We start from the raw sequence: 17,791 nt of genomic DNA, 5'->3' as shown, positions 1-17,791 counted from the left end.
GTTTACCCGGCCGACGTCACCGTACGGGAGACTAGACGCGATCAGTACATCGGGACGCAGCAGGGGGAAGGACGAGGTCGTGGAGTTCGACGTCACCATCGAGATTCCGGCGGGTAGCCGCAACAAGTACGAAATGGACCATGAGACCGGCCGGATCAAGCTCGACCGGCGACTGTTCACCTCGACGCGGTATCCCCATGACTACGGATTCATCGATGACACCCTCGGCCTCGACAGCGATCCGCTCGACGCCATGGTGCTGATCGAGGAGCCCACCTTTCCGGGCTGCCTGATCCGCTGCCGGGCCATCGGGATGTTCCGCATGACCGACGAGGCCGGCGGCGACGACAAGGTGATCTGCGTGCCGGCGGAGGACCCGCGCAAGGTCGCCCTGCAGGACATCGGCGACGTGCCCGAGTTCGACCGGCTGGAGATCCAGCACTTCTTCGAGGTCTACAAGGACCTGGAGCCGGGCAAGTCGGTCGAGGGCGCGACCTGGGTCGACCGTGCCGCCGCCGAAGAGGAGATCAAGGCGTCGCGGCAGCGGCTCATCGACAACGGCGGCCACCACCACTGATCCCCTCGCCCATGATCATCAAGGGTTGATACGGCCATCACCGGGTCAACTCTTGATGATCATGGGATGACGGCTTCACACCCGGCCGTAGAACGCGGGATCGACCCAGTAGAAGACGTTCTGGACCTCGACGTTCTTACCCGGCCGCGGCGCGTGCACCATCTTCCCGCCACCGATGTAGAGCCCGACGTGGTACACGCCGGAGGCCTGACCGTTGTCGGACCAGAAGATCAGGTCGCCCGGGCGCAGGTCGGAGTACGACACCCGGTCCACCCGCTGCGCCTGCGCGACGCTCCAGTGCGGCAGGTTCACCCCGCCGGCCTGCCAGGCCCGCATGGTCAGGCCGGAGCAGTCGAAGCTGTTCGGGCCGTCCGCACCCCACTCGTACGGCTTGCCCACCTGCGCCAGCGCGAAGTCGATCGCGGCCTGAGCGCCGGCCGGCTGCTCCGGCTCCTCGGGCTCGTCCGGCGGCTGCGTCTCGGTGGGCTCCGGCGTCGGCTCGACGGTGGGTTCGCTGGTCGGCTCGGCGGTCGGCTCTATGGTCGGCTCTGGACGAGGCGGCGTGGTCGCCTCAGTGGTCGGCTCGGCCGACGGCTCGGTGGACGGTTCCGTCGTCGGCTCGGCGGTCGGCTCCGTCGTGGGCGTCGGCTCCGGTGTCGGCTCGACGGTGACGGTGGGATCGTCGGCCAGCGGTTCGACCGGCTGCTGCGCCTCCTGCTCGGCAGCGAGCCCCTCTTGCCGCTGCCGCTCCAGGTCCACGGTCGTGCCGCGCGCCGCGGCGAGTTGCGCCAGCGCCGTCGACCGCTCCGCCTCGACGGCGGCGAGCGCCTGCTCCTGGCCGGCCACGGCGGCCTCGGCCGCGTCGCGGGCGGCCTCGGCGTCACGGGCGGCGTTCTCGCGTTCGGCCCGGGCCTCGGCCGCGGCCGCCGCCGCCTGTTCCGCCGCCGCGGTGGCGTCCTTGGCCCGCTGCGAGATCGTGGCCTGCGAGCGGGTGACGGCGCGCAGCACACCGACGCGGTCGTACAGTGCTTCGCCGTCCTCGGCACCGAGCACCATGCCGACGGTGGCCAGCTGACCACCGTTGCTGTAGGACTTCGCGGCCATCCGGCCGAGGTCGGCCCTGGCCTGCTCGGCCTCGGCGGCCAGCCGGCCGGCGGCTTCGGTCGCCGCCTGCTCGGCCTGTTGGGCCTCGGCGAGCAGCACGCGAGCGCCGTTGTAGGCCTCGACCGCCTTGGCGGCCTGGATGTACAGGCCGTCGACGGTCGCGGCCAGCTGCGCGAGCCGGGCTTCGAGCCCGGCGACGGTGCCGGCGGCGGCTTCCTCCGCGTCGCGGGCTTCCTCGATGTCGCTCTCACTGGGATAGGTCGGGTCGGCATACGCCGGCCCGACCACGCCGGCTGCCGCGGCGGCGGCCACGAGGCCGACCACGATTCCCGTCCGCACCTGGCAACCTCCCCCGTATCAGGCGTCCCAATGAGCAGACTAGCCACGAAAGTCGCGCTGAGAAACAGGAATCACAGGAATTTCAGGAGCCCCACGGCGTGTCGACTTGACCAACAACAGTCATGTAATTCCGCAACTTTCCTGGTCACTCCGGCGTGTCGGCAGCTGTACCGGGGTGAGAGCGGGGCGCTTGGACGCGGCGCAACAGCGGTGAGAGAACGAGCACACTGCGGGTCCGCGCCACGAACGGCTCCGCCGAGATCTCCGTCAGGACCCGCTCGAAGTGCTGCATGCTGCCGGCGAACACGTGCAACAACGCGTCGGCGTCGCCGGTGACCATGAACGCCTCCACCACCTCGGGATAGGCCCGCACCCGGCGCGTGACCTCCGCACCGGAGGTCCGGGGGTTGCAGAACAGCTCGACATAGGCCTCGGTGCCCCAGCCGATCTCCGCCGGCTCCACCCGGACCGTGAAGCCGGTGATCACACCCCGGGCCCGCAGCCTGTCGACGCGCCGCTTCACCGCCGGCGCGGACAGGTTGACCTTCGCGCCGATGGCTCCGTAGCTGGCCCGGCCGTCAACCGTCAGCGCCCGGATGATCTGCTCATCGATGCCGTCGAGGGTCATGGGAGGAATCGTCCCCGTTCACGCCGCCAGACGCAACGAATCGCTACATCAGCGAGAGGCAACGCAACGTTTCGTATCCATGTGCGCAACAGAACGCTCTGGATCGCCCGACCCCGCGCGCCCTACCTTCTACAGATGTGACCGTGAACGCCACGCCGGAGCGCACCCGGCTCCCCTCTCCCGGCCGCCGAGCCGCAACCACCCGCGACTACCTGATGTGCCGGCCCGACCACTTCGCGGTGCACTATTCGATCAACGTGTGGATGGACCCCGGGCGCCCGGTCGACCGCGACCGCGCCGTCTCACAGTGGGAGACGCTGCGGTCCACGTATGAACGGCTCGGCCATCGCGTGCACCTGCTCGACCCGAGGCCCGGGCTGCCGGACATGGTCTTCGCCGCCAACGGGGCATTCGTCGTCGGGGACCGCGCCCTCGGCGCCCGCTTCCGGGAGCGGGTCCGTGCCGGCGAAGCCCCCGCGCACCGTTCCTGGCTGGAGGGTGCCGGCGTCGGAGTCCGAGAACCCAGGGCCGTCAACGAGGGCGAGGGCGACTTCGCCTGGGCCTTTACCCGCATCCTGGCCGGGGCCGGGTTCCGGTCCGACCCGGCCGCCCACACCGAACTGGCCGCCGTCTTCGGCGTGCCGGTGGTCCCGCTGGAACTGATCGACCCGCGCTTCTACCACCTCGACACGGCACTGGCGGTGCTCGACCACGACACCATCGCCTACTACCCGCCCGCGTTCGCACCGGCCAGCCGGGAGCTGTTGGGCCGGCTCTACCCGGACGCCATCCTCGCCACCGAGGCCGACGCGCTGGTGCTGGGCCTCAACGCCGTCAGCGACGGACGGCACGTGGTCCTCGCCGAACAGGCGACCGACCTCGCCGCCGCGCTGGCCCGCACCGGATTCGAGCCGGTCCCCGTCGACGTCTCCGAGCTGCTGAAGGCCGGCGGCGGCGTCAAATGCGCCACTCTGGAACTGCACCACCCGAACACCGCCGAGGAGCAGCCGTGACCACCCACGCCACCCGCACCGACGACGCCATCGCGCTCGTCGAGAGCAGCACCGCGCACAACTACCACCCCCTCCCCGTCGTCGTCACCGAGGCCGAGGGCGCGTGGGTCACCGACATCGAGGGCCGGCGCTACCTGGACTTCCTGGCCGCCTACTCCGCGGTCAACTTCGGCCACCGCAACCCGGAGATCGTCGCCGCCGTCAAGGCCCAGCTGGACCGGGTCACCCTGACCAGCCGGGCGTTCCACCACGACGTGCTCGGCCCGTTCGCCCGCGAGCTGGCCGACCTGGCCGGCAAGGACGCCGTGCTGCCCATGAACACCGGCGCCGAGGCCGTCGAGACCGGCATCAAGGTGGCCCGCAAGTGGGGCTACGAGGTCAAGGGGGTACCCGAGGACCGCGCCACCATCGTCGTCGCCGCCGGCAACTTCCACGGCCGCACCATCAGCGTCGTCAGCTTCTCCACCGACCCGGTCGCGCGCACCCACTTCGGGCCGTTCACACCCGGCTTCACCGTCGTCCCGTACGGCGACGCGGCCGCGATCGCCGACGCCGTCGACGACACCACCGTCGCCGTGCTGATCGAGCCCATCCAGGGCGAGGCCGGCGTCGTCGTCCCGCCGACCGGCTACCTGACGCGGGTGCGCGAGCTGTGCCACCAGCGACAGGTCCTGTTCGTCGCCGACGAGATCCAGTCCGGCCTGGGCCGCACCGGCGCGACGTTCGCCTGCGACCACGACAGCGTCGAGCCTGACCTCTACCTGCTCGGCAAGGCGCTCGGTGGCGGTGTCGTACCGGTGTCGGCCGTGGTCGGCAACCGCGACGTGCTCGGCGTCATCCACCCGGGCGAGCACGGCAGCACCTTCGGCGGCAACCCGCTGGCCTGCGCGGCCGGCCGGGCTGTCGTCGCGATGTTGGCGACGGGCGAGTGGCAGCGGGCCGCGGCCGAGCTGGGCGAGCACCTGCACTCCCGGCTCCGCGGCCTGATCGGACACGGCGTGGTCGAGGTCCGCGGCCGCGGCCTGTGGGCTGGCGTCGACATCGATCCGGCCCTGCTGACCGGGCGCGAGGCGTCCGAGGCTCTGCTCGCCGAAGGTGTACTGGTCAAGGACACGCACGGGTCGACGATCCGGCTGGCACCGCCGCTGGTGGTCACCCGCGACGAGATCGACGCCGCCGTCGACGCACTGGCCCGGGTGCTGTCGGAGCGTGGCGCGTGACGCCCCGGACACCTCGCGGGCGTACGGTGACCCAGTGGCCAACAAGTCCGGTGACGGCGTCACCGTCCTGCGCGTCGACCCCACCGTCTGGGCGCACGCCCTGAAAGCCGCCGACGGCGATGCCCGGCGCATCGAGATCCGCGGCGAGTACGACGTCGTGGTGCACAACGAGCCGCTCCCGCCGGATCAGCGCGTCAACGTGACGTAACCCCGTCGGCGGACCCCAAATGATCACGTCCGGCATGGGTGTACCCGCTTCACCAGGAATGCTTGCCCGGTGGCGCGGGAAGACGCCTGGGGCGGCCGTGTCACAGCGCACCCGCCCGCGCCACCTTCGTGATCGGGACCGACGGCGAGTCGGTGGCGGCGGGGACCGGTGACGACGGCGGAGGGTGCGGCATGGTGACCGGACAGGGCGACCTCCGGCGCACGGTCGAGGACCTGCTGCGCCTGCACGCCGAGGTACCCAGGCTGACCGACGCCGCCGGTCCCGAGGTCACCGCACCCATCACCGCGCTGGCCGAGACCCTCCGCGCCACCGGCGGCAAGCACCGGGCGGTCACCGAGCTCGCCAACGACATCGCCGCACTGGCCGCAGGCACGGCCGACGATCTCGCGCCCGTCGTACCGGCCAGCCAGGCTGCCCTGCGCGCCGCGGCCCATTCCGTCCTCGGCCTACTGGCCGTCAGCCACCACCAGCTCGACCCGCTCCCACCGCTCGGCGCCGTCGGCGACGACCTCGCCGACGCCTTCCCGGAGGGATTCGCCCGCGACTACGTCCGCACCGTGCTGGACGATCTCCCCCGCGGCCGGGCGACCACCAAGGACGAAGCCAAGTCACAACCCGGCGCCGACCAGGCGGCCATCATCGCCTCCAGGGAAGCCGCGATCGCCGCGGTGGCGCCGAAGTATCGCGAGCAGGTCCGAGCATGGCTCGAGCACCCCGACTGCCACGCCGTCGAGCTGCACGGCCCACACGTCACCGACCGCGAACTGGAACTCCGCGTCGGCTGGACCCGCCCGCCGAACCACGGCACACCCGACGCCGACCGCTGGCGCGTGCGCGACGATGACGGCAAAGTCGTCTCCAGGCACTCTGCTGGCGTCGAGGCCACCCGATTCAGCTCGCCGGAAGCGTTCGTCCGCCCGCTCGAAGCGTTCCTCGACGTAGCCGCGCGTCATGCCGACGGCGTGGACGGCTTCCTCGACGACCACTTCGCCGCTGGGATCGCTCCGGTCTTCGTGAACTCCAACAGCGCCAGGCTAGGGCCCGGCGGCGTCGTCGGGTTCCGCGGCGCAGGGACGGGGACGAAAGAGGCCGCGAAGGACTGGCTCAAGCTGCGCGCCGCGGCCAGGAAGAAGGACGATGAGTGCCTGCCGCCGGTGCGCTCCGTTGCCTACGATCCGATCGTGGAAGGATCTGATCCCGGCGTGCGGCTGATCTTCAAGAAGCACGCGGACGGCTGGACCATGACGACCTCCTATCCGGCCGGAGAACCCTCGTACGACAACGTTCGGCTGGAGGAGTTGACGTGATCCCACGCTCCAAGAGCTTCAGGAGCTGGTTCGCCTGGTTCAGCGACACGTCGCAGGAGCCCGGCATGTACATCGACGGCTGCGAACGGGTACCGGAATGGCTGGCGGAAGAGAACGCCGCATTCCTCGAGTTCCGCGACGAGTTGGCCACCCACATCCGTGAGTCGTCGTTGCCGCCGCCTCGCAACGAGACGCAGTGGTCCACGGATGAGTGGCTGCGAGGCATCTGGTACGACGTGTTCGGTCCTGAGGCCTCGCCAGGCGATCCCTATCCGGTTCCCGGCGAACAATGGGGGCGCATCCGCTTCACCGACTACATGCTGCATGCGGTGGGCGAGGACGATGAGAGCAGCACCGACGGCGCTGCTGACTGGTTGGCCAGGCACGGACTCGAGGCGCAGGAAATCTACGACGCCTCGACCGACAGCATGGTGAACGTCCGGCCGCAGCCGGAGGACTACCTCGACCACCTGAAGCGGCTCACCGAGGCCGGGCTGCGCGAGGCACAGCCGGGCGAGCCTTGGTACTCGTCCTGAGGCACCTCACTCGCCGCGTGGACGCACCGGCAGCCCTGAACCGCGAACTGCGTCCTTCAGCCGAGTGAGGAGCCCGTCGCCGCAGCACGTCTCATGACCGCGCCGCGGACTGGTAGCGCGCCACGATGAGGTCGGCCACCAGCGGGTGCGGCCCGATCGGCTCCGCGACGACGTCGGCCCCCGCCGAGCTCAGGCGCTGCTGGAACAGGCCCGGCGCCAGCAGGTACGACGCCACCGCCACCCGCCGGTGTCCGGCCGCCCGCAGGTCCGCGACGGCCTGGCCCACGGCCGGTGCCGCCGTCGTCACGTACGCGGGAACGACCTCGACACCCAGCACCGTCGCCAGGCGGTCAGCGGCGACGCCGACCTCGGCCAGCGCGTCCTGGTCCGACGAGCCAGCTGCGGCCAGCACGACGGAATCCGCCGCCGCCCCCGACGACGACGTTCCCGACGCTCCCGCCGTCGCCAAGCGGTCCGCCACGGCCGCCACGATCGCGGGGTCGGGCCCCAGCGCGGGCGTGACGGTGGCGACGGAGCCGGTGGCCGTGACGGCCGCCGGGACGTCGACCCGGACGTGGTAGCCGGAGGCCAGGAACATGGGCACCACGATCGCCCGGCCGCCGAGGTCCGTCAGCACCTCTTCCAAGGTGGGGCCGATGACGTCGACGTAGGCCACGCGCACGTCCACGCCGGGCAACCGGTCGCGGACGAGGCCCAGCAGTTCCTCCAGGACGACAGGTCCGGCCGGTGCCCGGGTGCCGTGCGCCACGGCCACCAACACGTCACGATCGCTCATGGCCACCATCTTGCTCGACGCACGGCACTGTGATCCGTAATGTCGAATCGTGACGACGCCCGACGACCCCGGCACCCCGGCCACGCCACCACAGCCGGGCCAGCAGGCGGCACCGCAGGCCGCCTCGCCGACCGGCCCGCACGCCGGCGCGCAACCGGGCACGCAGCCGCCGCGCCCGCTGCGTCAGCGGGCCCGGCGAGTCGTCCGCCCGGAGGGGCCCCCGACGGTTCCCATCGCCATCCGCGGCAGCCTCAGTGGGCTCACCGCGGACGAGGAACGTCAGGTGCTCGACATGGTGCTGCGCATCGGCGAGGCCATGGTGGCCACCGGCGCTCCGGTCGCGGACGTCACGGCGGCGTTGCTGCGGTTCGCGGCCGGGTTCGGGGTGACGCGGTGCCAGGTCGACATCACGTTCATCTCGATCATCGCCTCGATCGACCGCGACGACGACCCCATCACCAAGGTCAGGGTCATCAACGTCCGTACGTCCGACTACAGCCGGCTCGCCGACCTGTTCGATCTGGTCGACGCGATCCAGGACAAGAAGCTCACCCTCGACGAGGCGCAGCGGCGGCTGGACGAGATCCTGGACGCGCCGCATCCGTACCGGCGCTGGATCGTCACGCTCGCCCTGGGTCTGATGGCGTCGGGCGTGTCGATGCTGCTCAACGGTGGCTGGCTGGTGGCTGTGGTCGCTGCGCTGACCACCATGGTCATCGACCGGACGTTGCGCCTGTTGCGGCTGAAGGGCCTGCCGTATCTGTTCCAGCAGGTCATCGGCGCAGCCATCGCCACGCTCGTCGGACTGTTGGCGTTGTGGCTGACGGACCGGTTCGGCTGGTCGCCCACGTTGCTGCCGCCGTCGCTGATCGTCGCGTCGGGCATCGTGGTGCTGCTGGCCGGGCTGTCGCTGGTGGGGTCGGCCGAGGACGCGATCGCGGGGTATCCGCTGACGGCGGCCGCGCGCACCTACGAGGTGGTCCTGAACACCATCGGCCTGGTGGTCGGCATCGGCGTGATGCTCGACATCGGCCAGCGCCTGGGGGTGCCGCTCACGGTCCTGGAGTCGGGGACGCTGAGCATCCCCACCACCATCCAGATCCTGGGTGGCGGACTGATCGCCGGTGCTTGGGGGCTGGCGTCGTATGTGCGGGCCGGTACGCTGCTCGTGATCGTCCTGGCCGGCATGGTGTCGGCCGGTCTGCTGCTGCTGGGCCGCCAGGTGCTGGACCTGGGACCGGTGGGTGCGTCGTTCCTGGCCGCGCTGGTGGTCGGGCTGCTCGCCGGTGGTATCAGTGAGCGGCTGGGCACGCCGAACCTGGTCATCTCGGTGTGCGGGATCACCCCGCTGCTGCCGGGCCTGGCCATCTACAACGCCATGTTCGCGATGGTCGAGGCCGACGACGTCGTCGGTGGCACCGGGCAACTGATCGCCGCGTTCGGCATCGCGCTGGCGCTGGCGGCCGGAGTCACGCTCGGCGAGTTCCTGGCCACACCGCTGCGCTCGGAGATGGACCGCTGGCAGCGGCGCGTCAACCGCCGGGCCCGCGGTTCCCGCGTCTGAGTCCACGATCACCCGGCGGCAAGCTGTTGGCGCAGCGCCACGACGTCGCCGACGACGATGACGGCCGGCGGCTGCACCTCGGCGGCGGCCGGCGTCACCGTCCCGAGGGTCGCCACCACCACCCGTGCTGCCGGCCCCGTGCCGTCCTGGATCACCGCCACCGGGGTGTTGGTGCCGCGTCCGCCAAGCACCAGGCGCTCGGCGATGGCCGGGAGGTGCGTCACGCCCATGAGCACCACGATGGTGCCCGTACCGGCGGCGAGGCGGTCCCAGTCGACGGTGCACGCCGGGTCGTCGGGGTGGGCGTGCCCGCTCACGATCGACGTCTCCTGTGCGACGCCGCGGTGGGTCACCGGGATGCCGGCCAGCGCCGGGACGGAGATGGCGCTGGTCACCCCCGGCACCACCTCGTACGGCACGCCGGCCGCGGCACACGCCAGCGCCTCCTCACCGCCCCGCCCGAACACGAACGGGTCGCCGCCCTTCAGCCGGACGACGCGCAGGCCGCGGCGGGCCCGGTCGATCATCAGCTCCTCGATCTCGCGCTGGCTGCGCCGGTGCCGGTGCGGCTCCTTGCCGACGTCGACGACCTCCACGTCCGGTCGCAGGCCGTCCAGCAGTGCCCGCGGGGCGAGCCGGTCGACCAGCACGACGTCGGCCTGCTCGAGCAGCTCGAAGCCGCGCAGGGTCAGCAGCCCCGGGTCGCCCGGCCCGCCGCCCACGATCGCCACGTGTCCCGTCATGGCTGTCCGCCGTACTTGACCCCGCCGGCGGCCTCCGGCTCGTAGGCCAGCCGGTAGCCGCGCTTCACCACCGTCTGCACCACTCGGGCGCCCACCGCGCCGCGCAGCCGGGTGACGGCCATCTCGACGGCGTGCTCGTCGCTGCCGCCGCCGGGCAGCACCGCCAGCAGGTCCGCGCGCGACACGACCACGCCCGGCCGCCGGGCCAGCTCGGTCAGCACCGCCATCGGCCCGGGCGCCAGCTCCCGCGCGACCCCGTCCACGACCACCGCGTGGCCGCGCACCTGGATCGCGTGCCCGGCTACCCGCAGTGTCCGGCACCGGCCCGGCAGTTCGGCCACGATCTCGCGCACCAGCGCACCGAGCCGGGACCGGGCGGGCTGGACGGTCGCGATGCCCATCCGCTCCAGCCGGGCAGCGGTCACCGGCCCCACACAGGCCGGCACCACGGAGCCGCGGAACGCTGCCTCCACCTCCGCCGTCAGGCCGGCCGACGACGCCAGCCGCAACAGGCTGACGACGGCCGGTGCGCTGGTGAACACGACGCAGTCGACCTGCCGCGCCGCCACCGACTCGACCAGCCGGGCCAGCGGTGTCACATCCTCCGGCGGCACCCAGCGGTACACGGGCACGACCACGACTTCGGCACCGGCCGCGGCCAGTGCGTCGGTGAAGTCCGGCAGGGACTCGCCGTGTAGCTGCACAGCAACCCGACGCCCGGAGAGGTCCTGCGCCAGCAGGTGCTCGAGCACCTCGGCGGACGACTCCGACGGCGGCGACCAGTGGTCGGTCAGCCCGGCCGCCCGGATGGCGCCACGAGCCTTGGGTCCGCGGGCCAGCAGGGTCGCCCCGTCCAGCCGGGCGAGCAGCTGCTCGCCCAGGCCCCAGCCGTCGGCGGCCTCCATCCAGCCGCGGAAGCCGATTCCCGTCGTCGCCACGGCGATGTCCAGCGGCCGCTCCACGCACGCCTGCGTCGCGGCCAGCAGTTCGGCGTCGTCGTCGAGCGGCACGATCCGGATTGCCGGCGCGTACACGACCCGGGCGCCCCGCCGCTCCAGCAGCGCGCCCAACTCCTCGCGGCGCCGCGCCGCGGTCACCCCGACGGTGAATCCCTCCAGCGGCAGGATGCCGTTCGCGGCATCGGGCGACGGCGCGGTGTCCTGGACCGCCGTCACGGGCTGGACACCTCGACGACCCCGTCGCGCACCCGGACACCGAACACCGCCACCGCGGTGCCCGGCTGGTCCAGGCACTCCCCGGTGCGCAGGTCGAACACCTGCTTGTGCATCGGCGACGCGACGGTTGGCACGTCGCCACGGCTGCCGACGATGCCACGCGAGAGCACGTGGGCGCCGGAGAACGGGTCGCGGTTGGACAGCGCGTACAGGCCGCCGTCATGGGTGCGGAACAGCGCGACCTGCAGGTCGCCCACGAGCGCCGCGACGCCCCGCTCCGGCTGCAGCTGCTCGTGGCGGCACACCGCGGTCCAGGTTCGAACGTCCAGCATGGTCATGGGCGTACCACCTCCAGGGTCGTTCCGGCGACCAGCGGCGGCCCGTCGCCGGGAGCGTCCGGCGCGGGCCGGATCTGGCCGCGCTCGGTGACGAAGCGGATGTTCGGGTCCGGGGCGTCGGGAGCGTTGACGAAGGAGACGAACCGGCCGAGCTTGTCCTCGTCGGCGAGGACGGCGGCCCATTCGTCGGTGTACGAGCCGACGTGCTCCTCCATGGCGGCGTCGAGCTCGCCGCCGATGCCGAGTTCGTCGTCGACGATCACCCGGCGCAGGTAGGCCAGCCCGTCGCCGTGCTCGTCGGTCAGGCTCTCGATCCAGGCGGCGGTGCGTTGCAGCCGGTCGGCGGTGCGCACATAGAACATGAGGAATCGATCAACGAGGCCGACCAGTCCTTCCGTGGAGAGGTCGGACGCGAACAGCTCGGCGTGCCGGGGCCGGAAGCCGCCGTTGCCGCCGACGTAGAGGTTCCAGCCGTTCTCGGAGGCGATGATGCCGACGTCCTTGCTGCGCGCCTCGGCGCATTCGCGGGCACAGCCGGAGACCCCACACTTGATCTTGTGCGGCGCCCGGAGGCCGCGATAGCGCAGCTCCATCATGATGGCCAGCGACGTGGAGTCCTGGACGCCGTACCGGCACCACGTCGAGCCGACGCACGACTTCACCGTCCGCAGCGCCTTGCCGTACGCGTGCCCGGACTCGAACCCGGCGTCCACCAGCCGCCGCCAGATCCCCGGCAGCTGCTCCACCCGGGCGCCCAGCAGGTCGATCCGCTGCCCGCCGGTGATCTTCGTGTAGAGGCCGAAGTCCCGCGCCACCTCACCGATCGCGATCAGCTTCTGCGCGGTCAGCTCGCCACCGGGCACCCGCGGCACCACCGAGTACGTGCCGTCGCGCTGGATGTTGGCCAGGAACTGGTCGTTCGTGTCCTGCAGGGTCGCCTGCTCACCGTCCAGGATGTGGCCGGAGCCGAGGCTGGCCAAGATGGACGCGATGGCCGGCTTGCAGATGTCGCAGCCGCGGCCGCGGCCGTGTTCGGCGATGATCTCGCTGAAGGTGCGCAGCCCGGTGACCCGCACGACGTCGAACAGCTCGGCCCGGCTCAGGTCGAAGTGCTCGCACAGGGCGGTGCTCGCCACCACCCCGGACTGGGTCAGCAGCGTCTTGATCAGCGGGACGCAGCTGCCGCAGACCGTGCCGGCGCGGGTGCACGCCTTCACCCCCGCCACGTCGGCACAGCCCTGCTCGTGGATCGCGCCGCGGATCGCCCCGGCCGTGACGTTCTGGCAGGAGCAGACCTGGGCTTCGTCCCCCAGGTCCGAGGTTGCCGGGCCGGCCATCAGCAGCCGCTCCGGGGTGTCGGTGAGCGGCCGGCCCACCATCGTGCGAAGTGCGGCGTACGCCGACGCGTCGCCCACGAGGACACCGCCGAGCAACCGCGTCGCGTCGTCGGTGACGACGAGCTTCTTGTAGACGCCGGCGACCGGGTCGGCATAGACGACCTCGAGCGCGTCCGGGACGGCCGCGTGGGCGTCGCCGAAGCTGGCGACGTCGACACCGAGCAGTTTGAGCTTGGTGGACGTGTCGGCCTCGGCGAACACGGCGTCACCGCCGAGCAGCCGGTCGGCCACCACCTCGGCCATGTCGTAGCCGGGCGCGACCAGGCCGTAGACCTTGCCATCGACCAGGGCGCACTCGCCGATCGCCCAGATCGACGGATCGGACGTGCGGCAGCCGTCGTCGACGACGATGCCCCCGCGCTCGCCGACGTCCAGCCCGCCGGCCCGGGCCAGCTCGTCGCGCGGCCGGATGCCGGCGGAGAACACGACGAGCCCGGTGTCCAGCGACGATCCGTCGGCGAAGACCATCCGCAACCCGTCGTCGGCGGCCTCGATGCGTTCGGTGGCGGTGGCCAGCCGGGCCTCCAGGCCGAGTTCCTCGACCTTCCGCCGCAGCACCTCGCCGCCGCCCTGGTCGACCTGGGCCGGCATCAGCCGCGGCGCGAACTCCACGACGCTGGTCCGCGCGCCCAGCGAGAGCAGCGCGTTTGCCGCCTCCAGGCCGAGCAGCCCGCCGCCGACGACGACCCCGCTGCCCACCCGCGCGGCCCGCTCCCGGATCGCGTCCAAGTCCTCGATGGTGCGGTAGACGAAGCAGCCGTCCAGGTCCGCGCCATGCACCGGCGGCACGAACGGCACCGACCCGGTGGCCAGCACCAGCGCGTCGTACCCGACGACCCGCCCGGATGCGGTGGTGACGGTGCGCGCGTCGCGGTCGAGCTGCCGGACCGGGTCGCCCAGATGCAGCACGCAGTCGTCGTCGTAGCAGCCGTCCGGGACGACGCTCAGCTCCGCGGCGCTGGTGCCGGTCAGGTACGACGTCAGCGCGACGCGGTCGTACGCCGGTCGTGGTTCCTCGCCAAGCACGACGATGCGCCAGCCGCGGCCGGGGTCACGCTGCCGGACGGCCTCGACGAGCCGCTGCCCGACCATGCCGTTGCCGACGACGACGAGGGTGCGCTGGTGGGTGGTCATGCCGGAACCTCCACGGTGGTCTGGGCCTCGTTGTCGGCGGGCTGGGCGGCCGCGAGCAGGGCGGCGACGTCGGAGCGGCAGCCGCCGCAGCCGGTGGTGGCACGGGTCTTCGCGGCGATGTCGGCGACGGTGCGTGCCCCGCCGAGGCAGGCCGTCCGGATCTGCCCGCAGGAAACGCCGTTGCAGCGGCAGACTGTGTGGTCGTCGGGGAGGTCGGCTGGGTCGACGGCGCCCGCACCGTCCGCGACACCGGGGAAGATCAGCGCCCGCCGGTCCAGCGGGACCAGCTCCGCCCGGTCGAACAGCTGGGTGACCGTCCCGACTGTCTCGGGGCCGCCGAGCATGATGGCCCCGGTCACGCGCTCGTCCCGGATCACGATCTTCTGGTACGTGCCGCGGGCCGGGTCGGCGAAGCGCAGCACCTCGAGCTCCTCGTCCAGGTCGTCCACGTCGGTGTCGCCCATCGCGGCCAGGTCGACGTCGGCCGCCTTCAACCGGGTGACGACCGCCGAGCCGCCGTAGCGGGCCGCGCCGCCGGTGAGCACATCGGCCAGCACGGCGGCCTGCTCCCATGCCGGTGCGACCAGCCCGTACACCTGACCGGCGTGCTGCGCGCACTCGCCGATCGCGTGGACGGCCGGGTCCGTGACGGAGGTGAGGCGGTCGTCGACGACGATGGCCCGCCCGACCTCCAGCCGCGCGGCGACGGCCAGGCCGGTGTTGGGCCGGACCCCGCACGCGACCACCAGGAGGTCCGCAGGCAACCGGGCGCCGTCGCCGAGCACCAGCACGCGCCCGCCGGGACCGTCGTCGTACCGCACGGCCTGGGCACCGAGCCGGACCCGCACTCCAAGCGAGCGCAGCGTCCGGGCGAGTACGCGGCCGGCGTCCAGGTCGAGCTGGCGCTCCATGAGCCGATCGGCGGGGTGCACCACCTCGACGTCGACTCCGCGGCCGGCCAGCCCACGGGCCGCTTCCAATCCGAGCAGGCCGCCGCCGAGCACCACCGCCCGGCGCACCCGGCCGAGCCGGGACAGCATCTGCCGGCAGTCGCCCAAGGTCCGGAAGACCGCGACGTCGTCGTCCAGCTCGCCGTCGTCGCGGACCAGCCCGTCGATCGGCGGCACCCAGGCGCGGCTGCCGGTCGCCAGCACCAGGTGGTCGTAGTCGATGTACTCCCCGGCGCTGGTCAGCACCCGCCGGCGTCGGCGGTCGATCCGCGCCACCTCGACACCGGTGCGCAGTTCGACGTCCTCGGCGGCGTACCAGGCCGACGGGACCGTCTCGATCTCCGCCGGCGTCAGCGAGCCGGCCAGCACCGACGACAGCAGCACCCGGTTGTAGGCGGCTTCCGGTTCCGCGCCCAGCACGGTGATCCGCAGCCGGCGCTCCGGGTCCCGGGCACGCAGCTCCTGGACGAACCGGGCGCCGGCCATGCCATGGCCGACCACGACGACATGCGTCACGACATCACCCTCTCCAGCCGGACGGCACAGACCTTGAACTCGGGCATCCGCGACACCGGGTCCAGCGCCGGGTTCGTGACCCGGTTGACCGCCTGCTCGCCGCCCCAGTGGAACGGCATGAAGACGGTGTCGGCGCGGATCGCGGTGGTGATCCGGACTCGGCCGACGGCGTCGCCGCGGCGGCTCACCACCCGGACCAGGTCGCCGTCGGCGAGGCCGCTGCGCCCGGCCAGGTCGGGGTGGATCTCGACGTGCGGCTCGGCGGCCGCGGCCAGCGCCGGGATCCGGCGGGTCTGGGCACCGCTCTGGTACTGCTGGAGCACGCGGCCCGTGGTCAGGTAGACCGGGTGGTCGCCGTCGACGTCCTCGGCCACCGGCCGGTGCTCGACGGCGACGAACCGGGCGCGGGCGTCCGGCGTCGGGAACCCGTCGGCGAACAGCCTCGGCGTACCTGGATGGTCCGCGGCGCCGGGTTCAGCCGGCGCCGGGCAGGGCCAGAAGACGCCGCCGTCGGTGTCGATGCGCTCCCAGCTGATGCCGGAGTAGTCGGCGACACCGCCGGCACTGGCCCGGCGCAGCTCCTCGAAGACCGCCTCGGGATCGGTGGGGAACTTCTCGCCGCATCCCAGTCGCTCGGCCAGCCCGGCCAGCACCTCCAGCTCGGTGCGCACCCCGGGCGGCGGTTCCACGGCCTGGCGCCGGCGGATCACCCGGCCCTCGAGGTTCGTCATGGTCCCGTCCTCTTCCGCCCACTGGGTGACCGGCAGGACGACGTCGGCCAGCTCCGCCGTCTCGGACAGCACCAGATCGCTGACAACCAGCAGGTCGAGCGTCGACAGCCGTTCCAGGACCCGGTGCCCGCGCGGCGAGGAGACGGCGAGGTTCGTCCCGTGCACCAGCAGGGCCCGCGGCCCGCCGTCGGTGCCGAGGCTCTCGATCAGTTCGTACGCCGACGGCCCTGGCCCGGGCAGGTCGTCGGGGTCGACGCCCCAGACGCCGGCGACGTGCGCCCGGGCGGCGGGGTCGTCGATGCGCCGGTATCCGGGCAGCTGGTCGGCCTTCTGACCGTGTTCGCGCCCGCCCTGCCCGTTGCCCTGCCCGGTGATGCAGCCGAACCCGCTGTTCGGCCGGCCCGGCAGCCCGAGCGCCAGCGCGAGGTTGATCAGTGCGGAGACGGTGTCGGTGCCCTTGCTCTGCTGCTCGGCGCCACGCGCGGTGAGGATCACGGCGCCGTCGCCGCGGGCACCGTCGGCCAGCGCCCGCACGGTGGCCCGTTGGGCCCTCACCGAGACGCCGGTGATCCGTTCCACCCGTTCCGGCCACCACTGCGCCGCCGCTCGCCAGGCCGCGTCGAACCCCGTCGTACGGTCGGCGACATAAGCCCGGTCCACGTGGCCGTCGGTCACCGCGAGGTGGAACAGCCCAAGCGCCAGCGCCAGGTCCGTGCCCGGCATGACCGGCAGGTGCAGCGTTGCCTGGTCGGCGGTGGCGGTGCGGCGGGGGTCTGCGACGACGAGGGCACCGCCACGGTCGCGGACGGCGGTCAGGTGTTGCATGAACGGCGGCATCGTCTCGGCGACGTTGCCGCCGGCGACGAGCACCGCACCGGTGCGCGCCAGGTCTGTCAGCGGGAACGGCAGGCCACGGTCGATGCCGAACGCCCGGTTCGACGCGGCCGCCGCCGACGACATGCAGTAGCGGCCGTTGTAGTCGATGTTCTTCGTCCGCAGCGCCACCCGGGCGAACTTGCCCAGCTGGTACGCCTTCTCGTTGGTGAGGCCACCGCCGCCGAGGACGGCCACCGCGTCGCGCCCGTGGCGGGACTGGGTGGCGCGGATGCCGGCGGTGACGACGTCCAGGGCTTCATCCCAGCTCGCGGGGCGGAGGTCACCGCCCCGTTCGTCCCGCACGAGCGGGCCGGTCAGCCGGTGCGGTGAGGTGAGCAGGTCGGCCGCCGTCCAGCCCTTCTGGCACAGCCCGCCCCGGTTGGTCGGGAACTCCCGCGGCCGCACCGCCACCGTCCCATCAGCGGACGGCGACAGCGTCATCGCGCACTGCAACGCGCAGTAGGAGCAGTGGGTGGCCGTCGATCCCATGCCCGCTACGGTGTGAACCTGCGGTTTCCCCGCCGACTCGGCGGTGTTACGTCCGGAATAAATGCGTCGCACCGGTCACCTCCGCGACCTGTGAATGCTCATGATCATCGGCGATCCACCCCGTCATGG

General features: G+C 72.4%; 16 protein-coding genes. 7 read left to right on the top strand and 9 right to left on the bottom strand.

Annotated features, from left to right (window positions below; translation table 11 throughout):
• The first annotated feature begins 79 nt into the window (after positions 1-79).
• Complete coding sequence (locus JIAGA_RS0102140) at positions 80-577, top strand: inorganic diphosphatase (protein ID WP_026874394.1); 498 nt, start codon at positions 80-82, stop codon at positions 575-577.
• Positions 578-652: 75 nt separating this feature from the next.
• On the opposite strand, the gene JIAGA_RS32690 is transcribed toward JIAGA_RS0102140, so the two are convergent.
• The gene (locus tag JIAGA_RS32690) at positions 653-2,020 is read right to left on the bottom strand and encodes a C40 family peptidase (RefSeq protein ID WP_026874393.1); all 1,368 of its coding nucleotides are present in this window, start codon (positions 2,018-2,020) and stop codon (positions 653-655) included.
• Between the two features lie 145 nt (positions 2,021-2,165).
• Entirely contained in the window at positions 2,166-2,648 is a 483-nt protein-coding gene (locus tag JIAGA_RS27005; protein ID WP_051425576.1) for an Lrp/AsnC family transcriptional regulator, read from the bottom strand.
• A gap of 215 nt (positions 2,649-2,863) precedes the next feature.
• On the opposite strand from JIAGA_RS27005, the gene ddaH reads away from it, so the two are divergent.
• The 5 genes from ddaH to JIAGA_RS0102105 all read left to right on the top strand — a co-directional run bounded on the left by ddaH (position 2,864) and on the right by JIAGA_RS0102105 (position 6,953).
• Complete coding sequence (ddaH, locus tag JIAGA_RS0102125; protein ID WP_035813225.1) at positions 2,864-3,661, top strand: dimethylargininase; 798 nt, start codon at positions 2,864-2,866, stop codon at positions 3,659-3,661.
• Entirely contained in the window at positions 3,610-4,881 is a 1,272-nt protein-coding gene (rocD, locus tag JIAGA_RS0102120) for an ornithine--oxo-acid transaminase (protein ID WP_084469406.1), read from the top strand. The genes ddaH and rocD overlap by 52 nt, the downstream gene beginning before the upstream one ends.
• The gene (locus tag JIAGA_RS0102115; protein ID WP_026874390.1) at positions 4,871-5,089 is read left to right on the top strand and encodes a hypothetical protein; all 219 of its coding nucleotides are present in this window, start codon (positions 4,871-4,873) and stop codon (positions 5,087-5,089) included. The genes rocD and JIAGA_RS0102115 overlap by 11 nt, the downstream gene beginning before the upstream one ends.
• 191 nt (positions 5,090-5,280) lie before the next feature.
• A complete protein-coding gene (locus tag JIAGA_RS0102110) occupies positions 5,281-6,417 on the top strand; it encodes a hypothetical protein (protein ID WP_157552574.1) in 1,137 nt (378 codons plus the stop codon).
• Complete coding sequence (locus JIAGA_RS0102105; RefSeq protein WP_026874388.1) at positions 6,414-6,953, top strand: hypothetical protein; 540 nt, start codon at positions 6,414-6,416, stop codon at positions 6,951-6,953. The genes JIAGA_RS0102110 and JIAGA_RS0102105 overlap by 4 nt, the downstream gene beginning before the upstream one ends.
• 91 nt (positions 6,954-7,044) lie before the next feature.
• Here JIAGA_RS0102105 and JIAGA_RS0102100 read toward each other — a convergent pair whose 3' ends face one another.
• Positions 7,045-7,749: a sirohydrochlorin chelatase gene (locus tag JIAGA_RS0102100; protein ID WP_211239470.1), complete on the bottom strand. Its 705-nt coding sequence runs from the start codon at positions 7,747-7,749 to the stop codon at positions 7,045-7,047.
• A 49-nt stretch (positions 7,750-7,798) separates the two neighbouring features.
• Here JIAGA_RS0102100 and JIAGA_RS0102095 point away from each other — a divergent pair, with 49 nt between their 5' ends.
• The gene (locus JIAGA_RS0102095; RefSeq protein ID WP_051425575.1) at positions 7,799-9,313 is read left to right on the top strand and encodes a threonine/serine exporter family protein; all 1,515 of its coding nucleotides are present in this window, start codon (positions 7,799-7,801) and stop codon (positions 9,311-9,313) included.
• Between the two features lie 8 nt (positions 9,314-9,321).
• Here the strand turns inward: JIAGA_RS0102095 and cobA are convergent, their stop codons facing one another.
• The 6 genes from cobA to JIAGA_RS26995 are packed head-to-tail and all read right to left on the bottom strand — an operon-like array spanning position 9,322 to position 17,662.
• Positions 9,322-10,056, bottom strand: a complete 735-nt coding sequence (gene cobA / locus JIAGA_RS0102090) for a uroporphyrinogen-III C-methyltransferase (protein ID WP_026874385.1) — start codon at positions 10,054-10,056, stop codon at positions 9,322-9,324.
• Positions 10,053-11,231 carry a uroporphyrinogen-III synthase gene (locus JIAGA_RS0102085; protein ID WP_026874384.1) on the bottom strand — a complete coding sequence of 393 codons (1,179 nt, stop codon included), beginning with the start codon at positions 11,229-11,231 and terminating at the stop codon, positions 10,053-10,055. Before JIAGA_RS0102085 ends, cobA begins: the two co-directional genes overlap by 4 nt.
• On the bottom strand, positions 11,228-11,569 hold the full coding sequence (gene nirD / locus JIAGA_RS0102080) for a nitrite reductase small subunit NirD (RefSeq protein WP_026874383.1): 342 nt from the start codon (positions 11,567-11,569) through the stop codon (positions 11,228-11,230). Before nirD ends, JIAGA_RS0102085 begins: the two co-directional genes overlap by 4 nt.
• Positions 11,566-14,100 carry a nitrite reductase large subunit NirB gene (gene nirB, locus JIAGA_RS27000; protein ID WP_035811974.1) on the bottom strand — a complete coding sequence of 845 codons (2,535 nt, stop codon included), beginning with the start codon at positions 14,098-14,100 and terminating at the stop codon, positions 11,566-11,568. Before nirB ends, nirD begins: the two co-directional genes overlap by 4 nt.
• Positions 14,097-15,566, bottom strand: a complete 1,470-nt coding sequence (locus tag JIAGA_RS0102070; protein WP_084469405.1) for an FAD-dependent oxidoreductase — start codon at positions 15,564-15,566, stop codon at positions 14,097-14,099. Before JIAGA_RS0102070 ends, nirB begins: the two co-directional genes overlap by 4 nt.
• Positions 15,563-17,662 (bottom strand): molybdopterin oxidoreductase family protein, encoded by a 2,100-nt coding sequence (locus JIAGA_RS26995; protein ID WP_051425574.1) that lies wholly within the window; start codon positions 17,660-17,662, stop codon positions 15,563-15,565. Before JIAGA_RS26995 ends, JIAGA_RS0102070 begins: the two co-directional genes overlap by 4 nt.
• Positions 17,663-17,791: the final 129 nt, after the last annotated feature.

Source organism: Jiangella gansuensis DSM 44835 (assembly GCF_000515395.1).
GTDB classification, from domain to species: Bacteria; Actinomycetota; Actinomycetes; order Jiangellales; family Jiangellaceae; genus Jiangella; species Jiangella gansuensis.
This window is presented reverse-complemented; position numbering and strand designations above follow the sequence as displayed.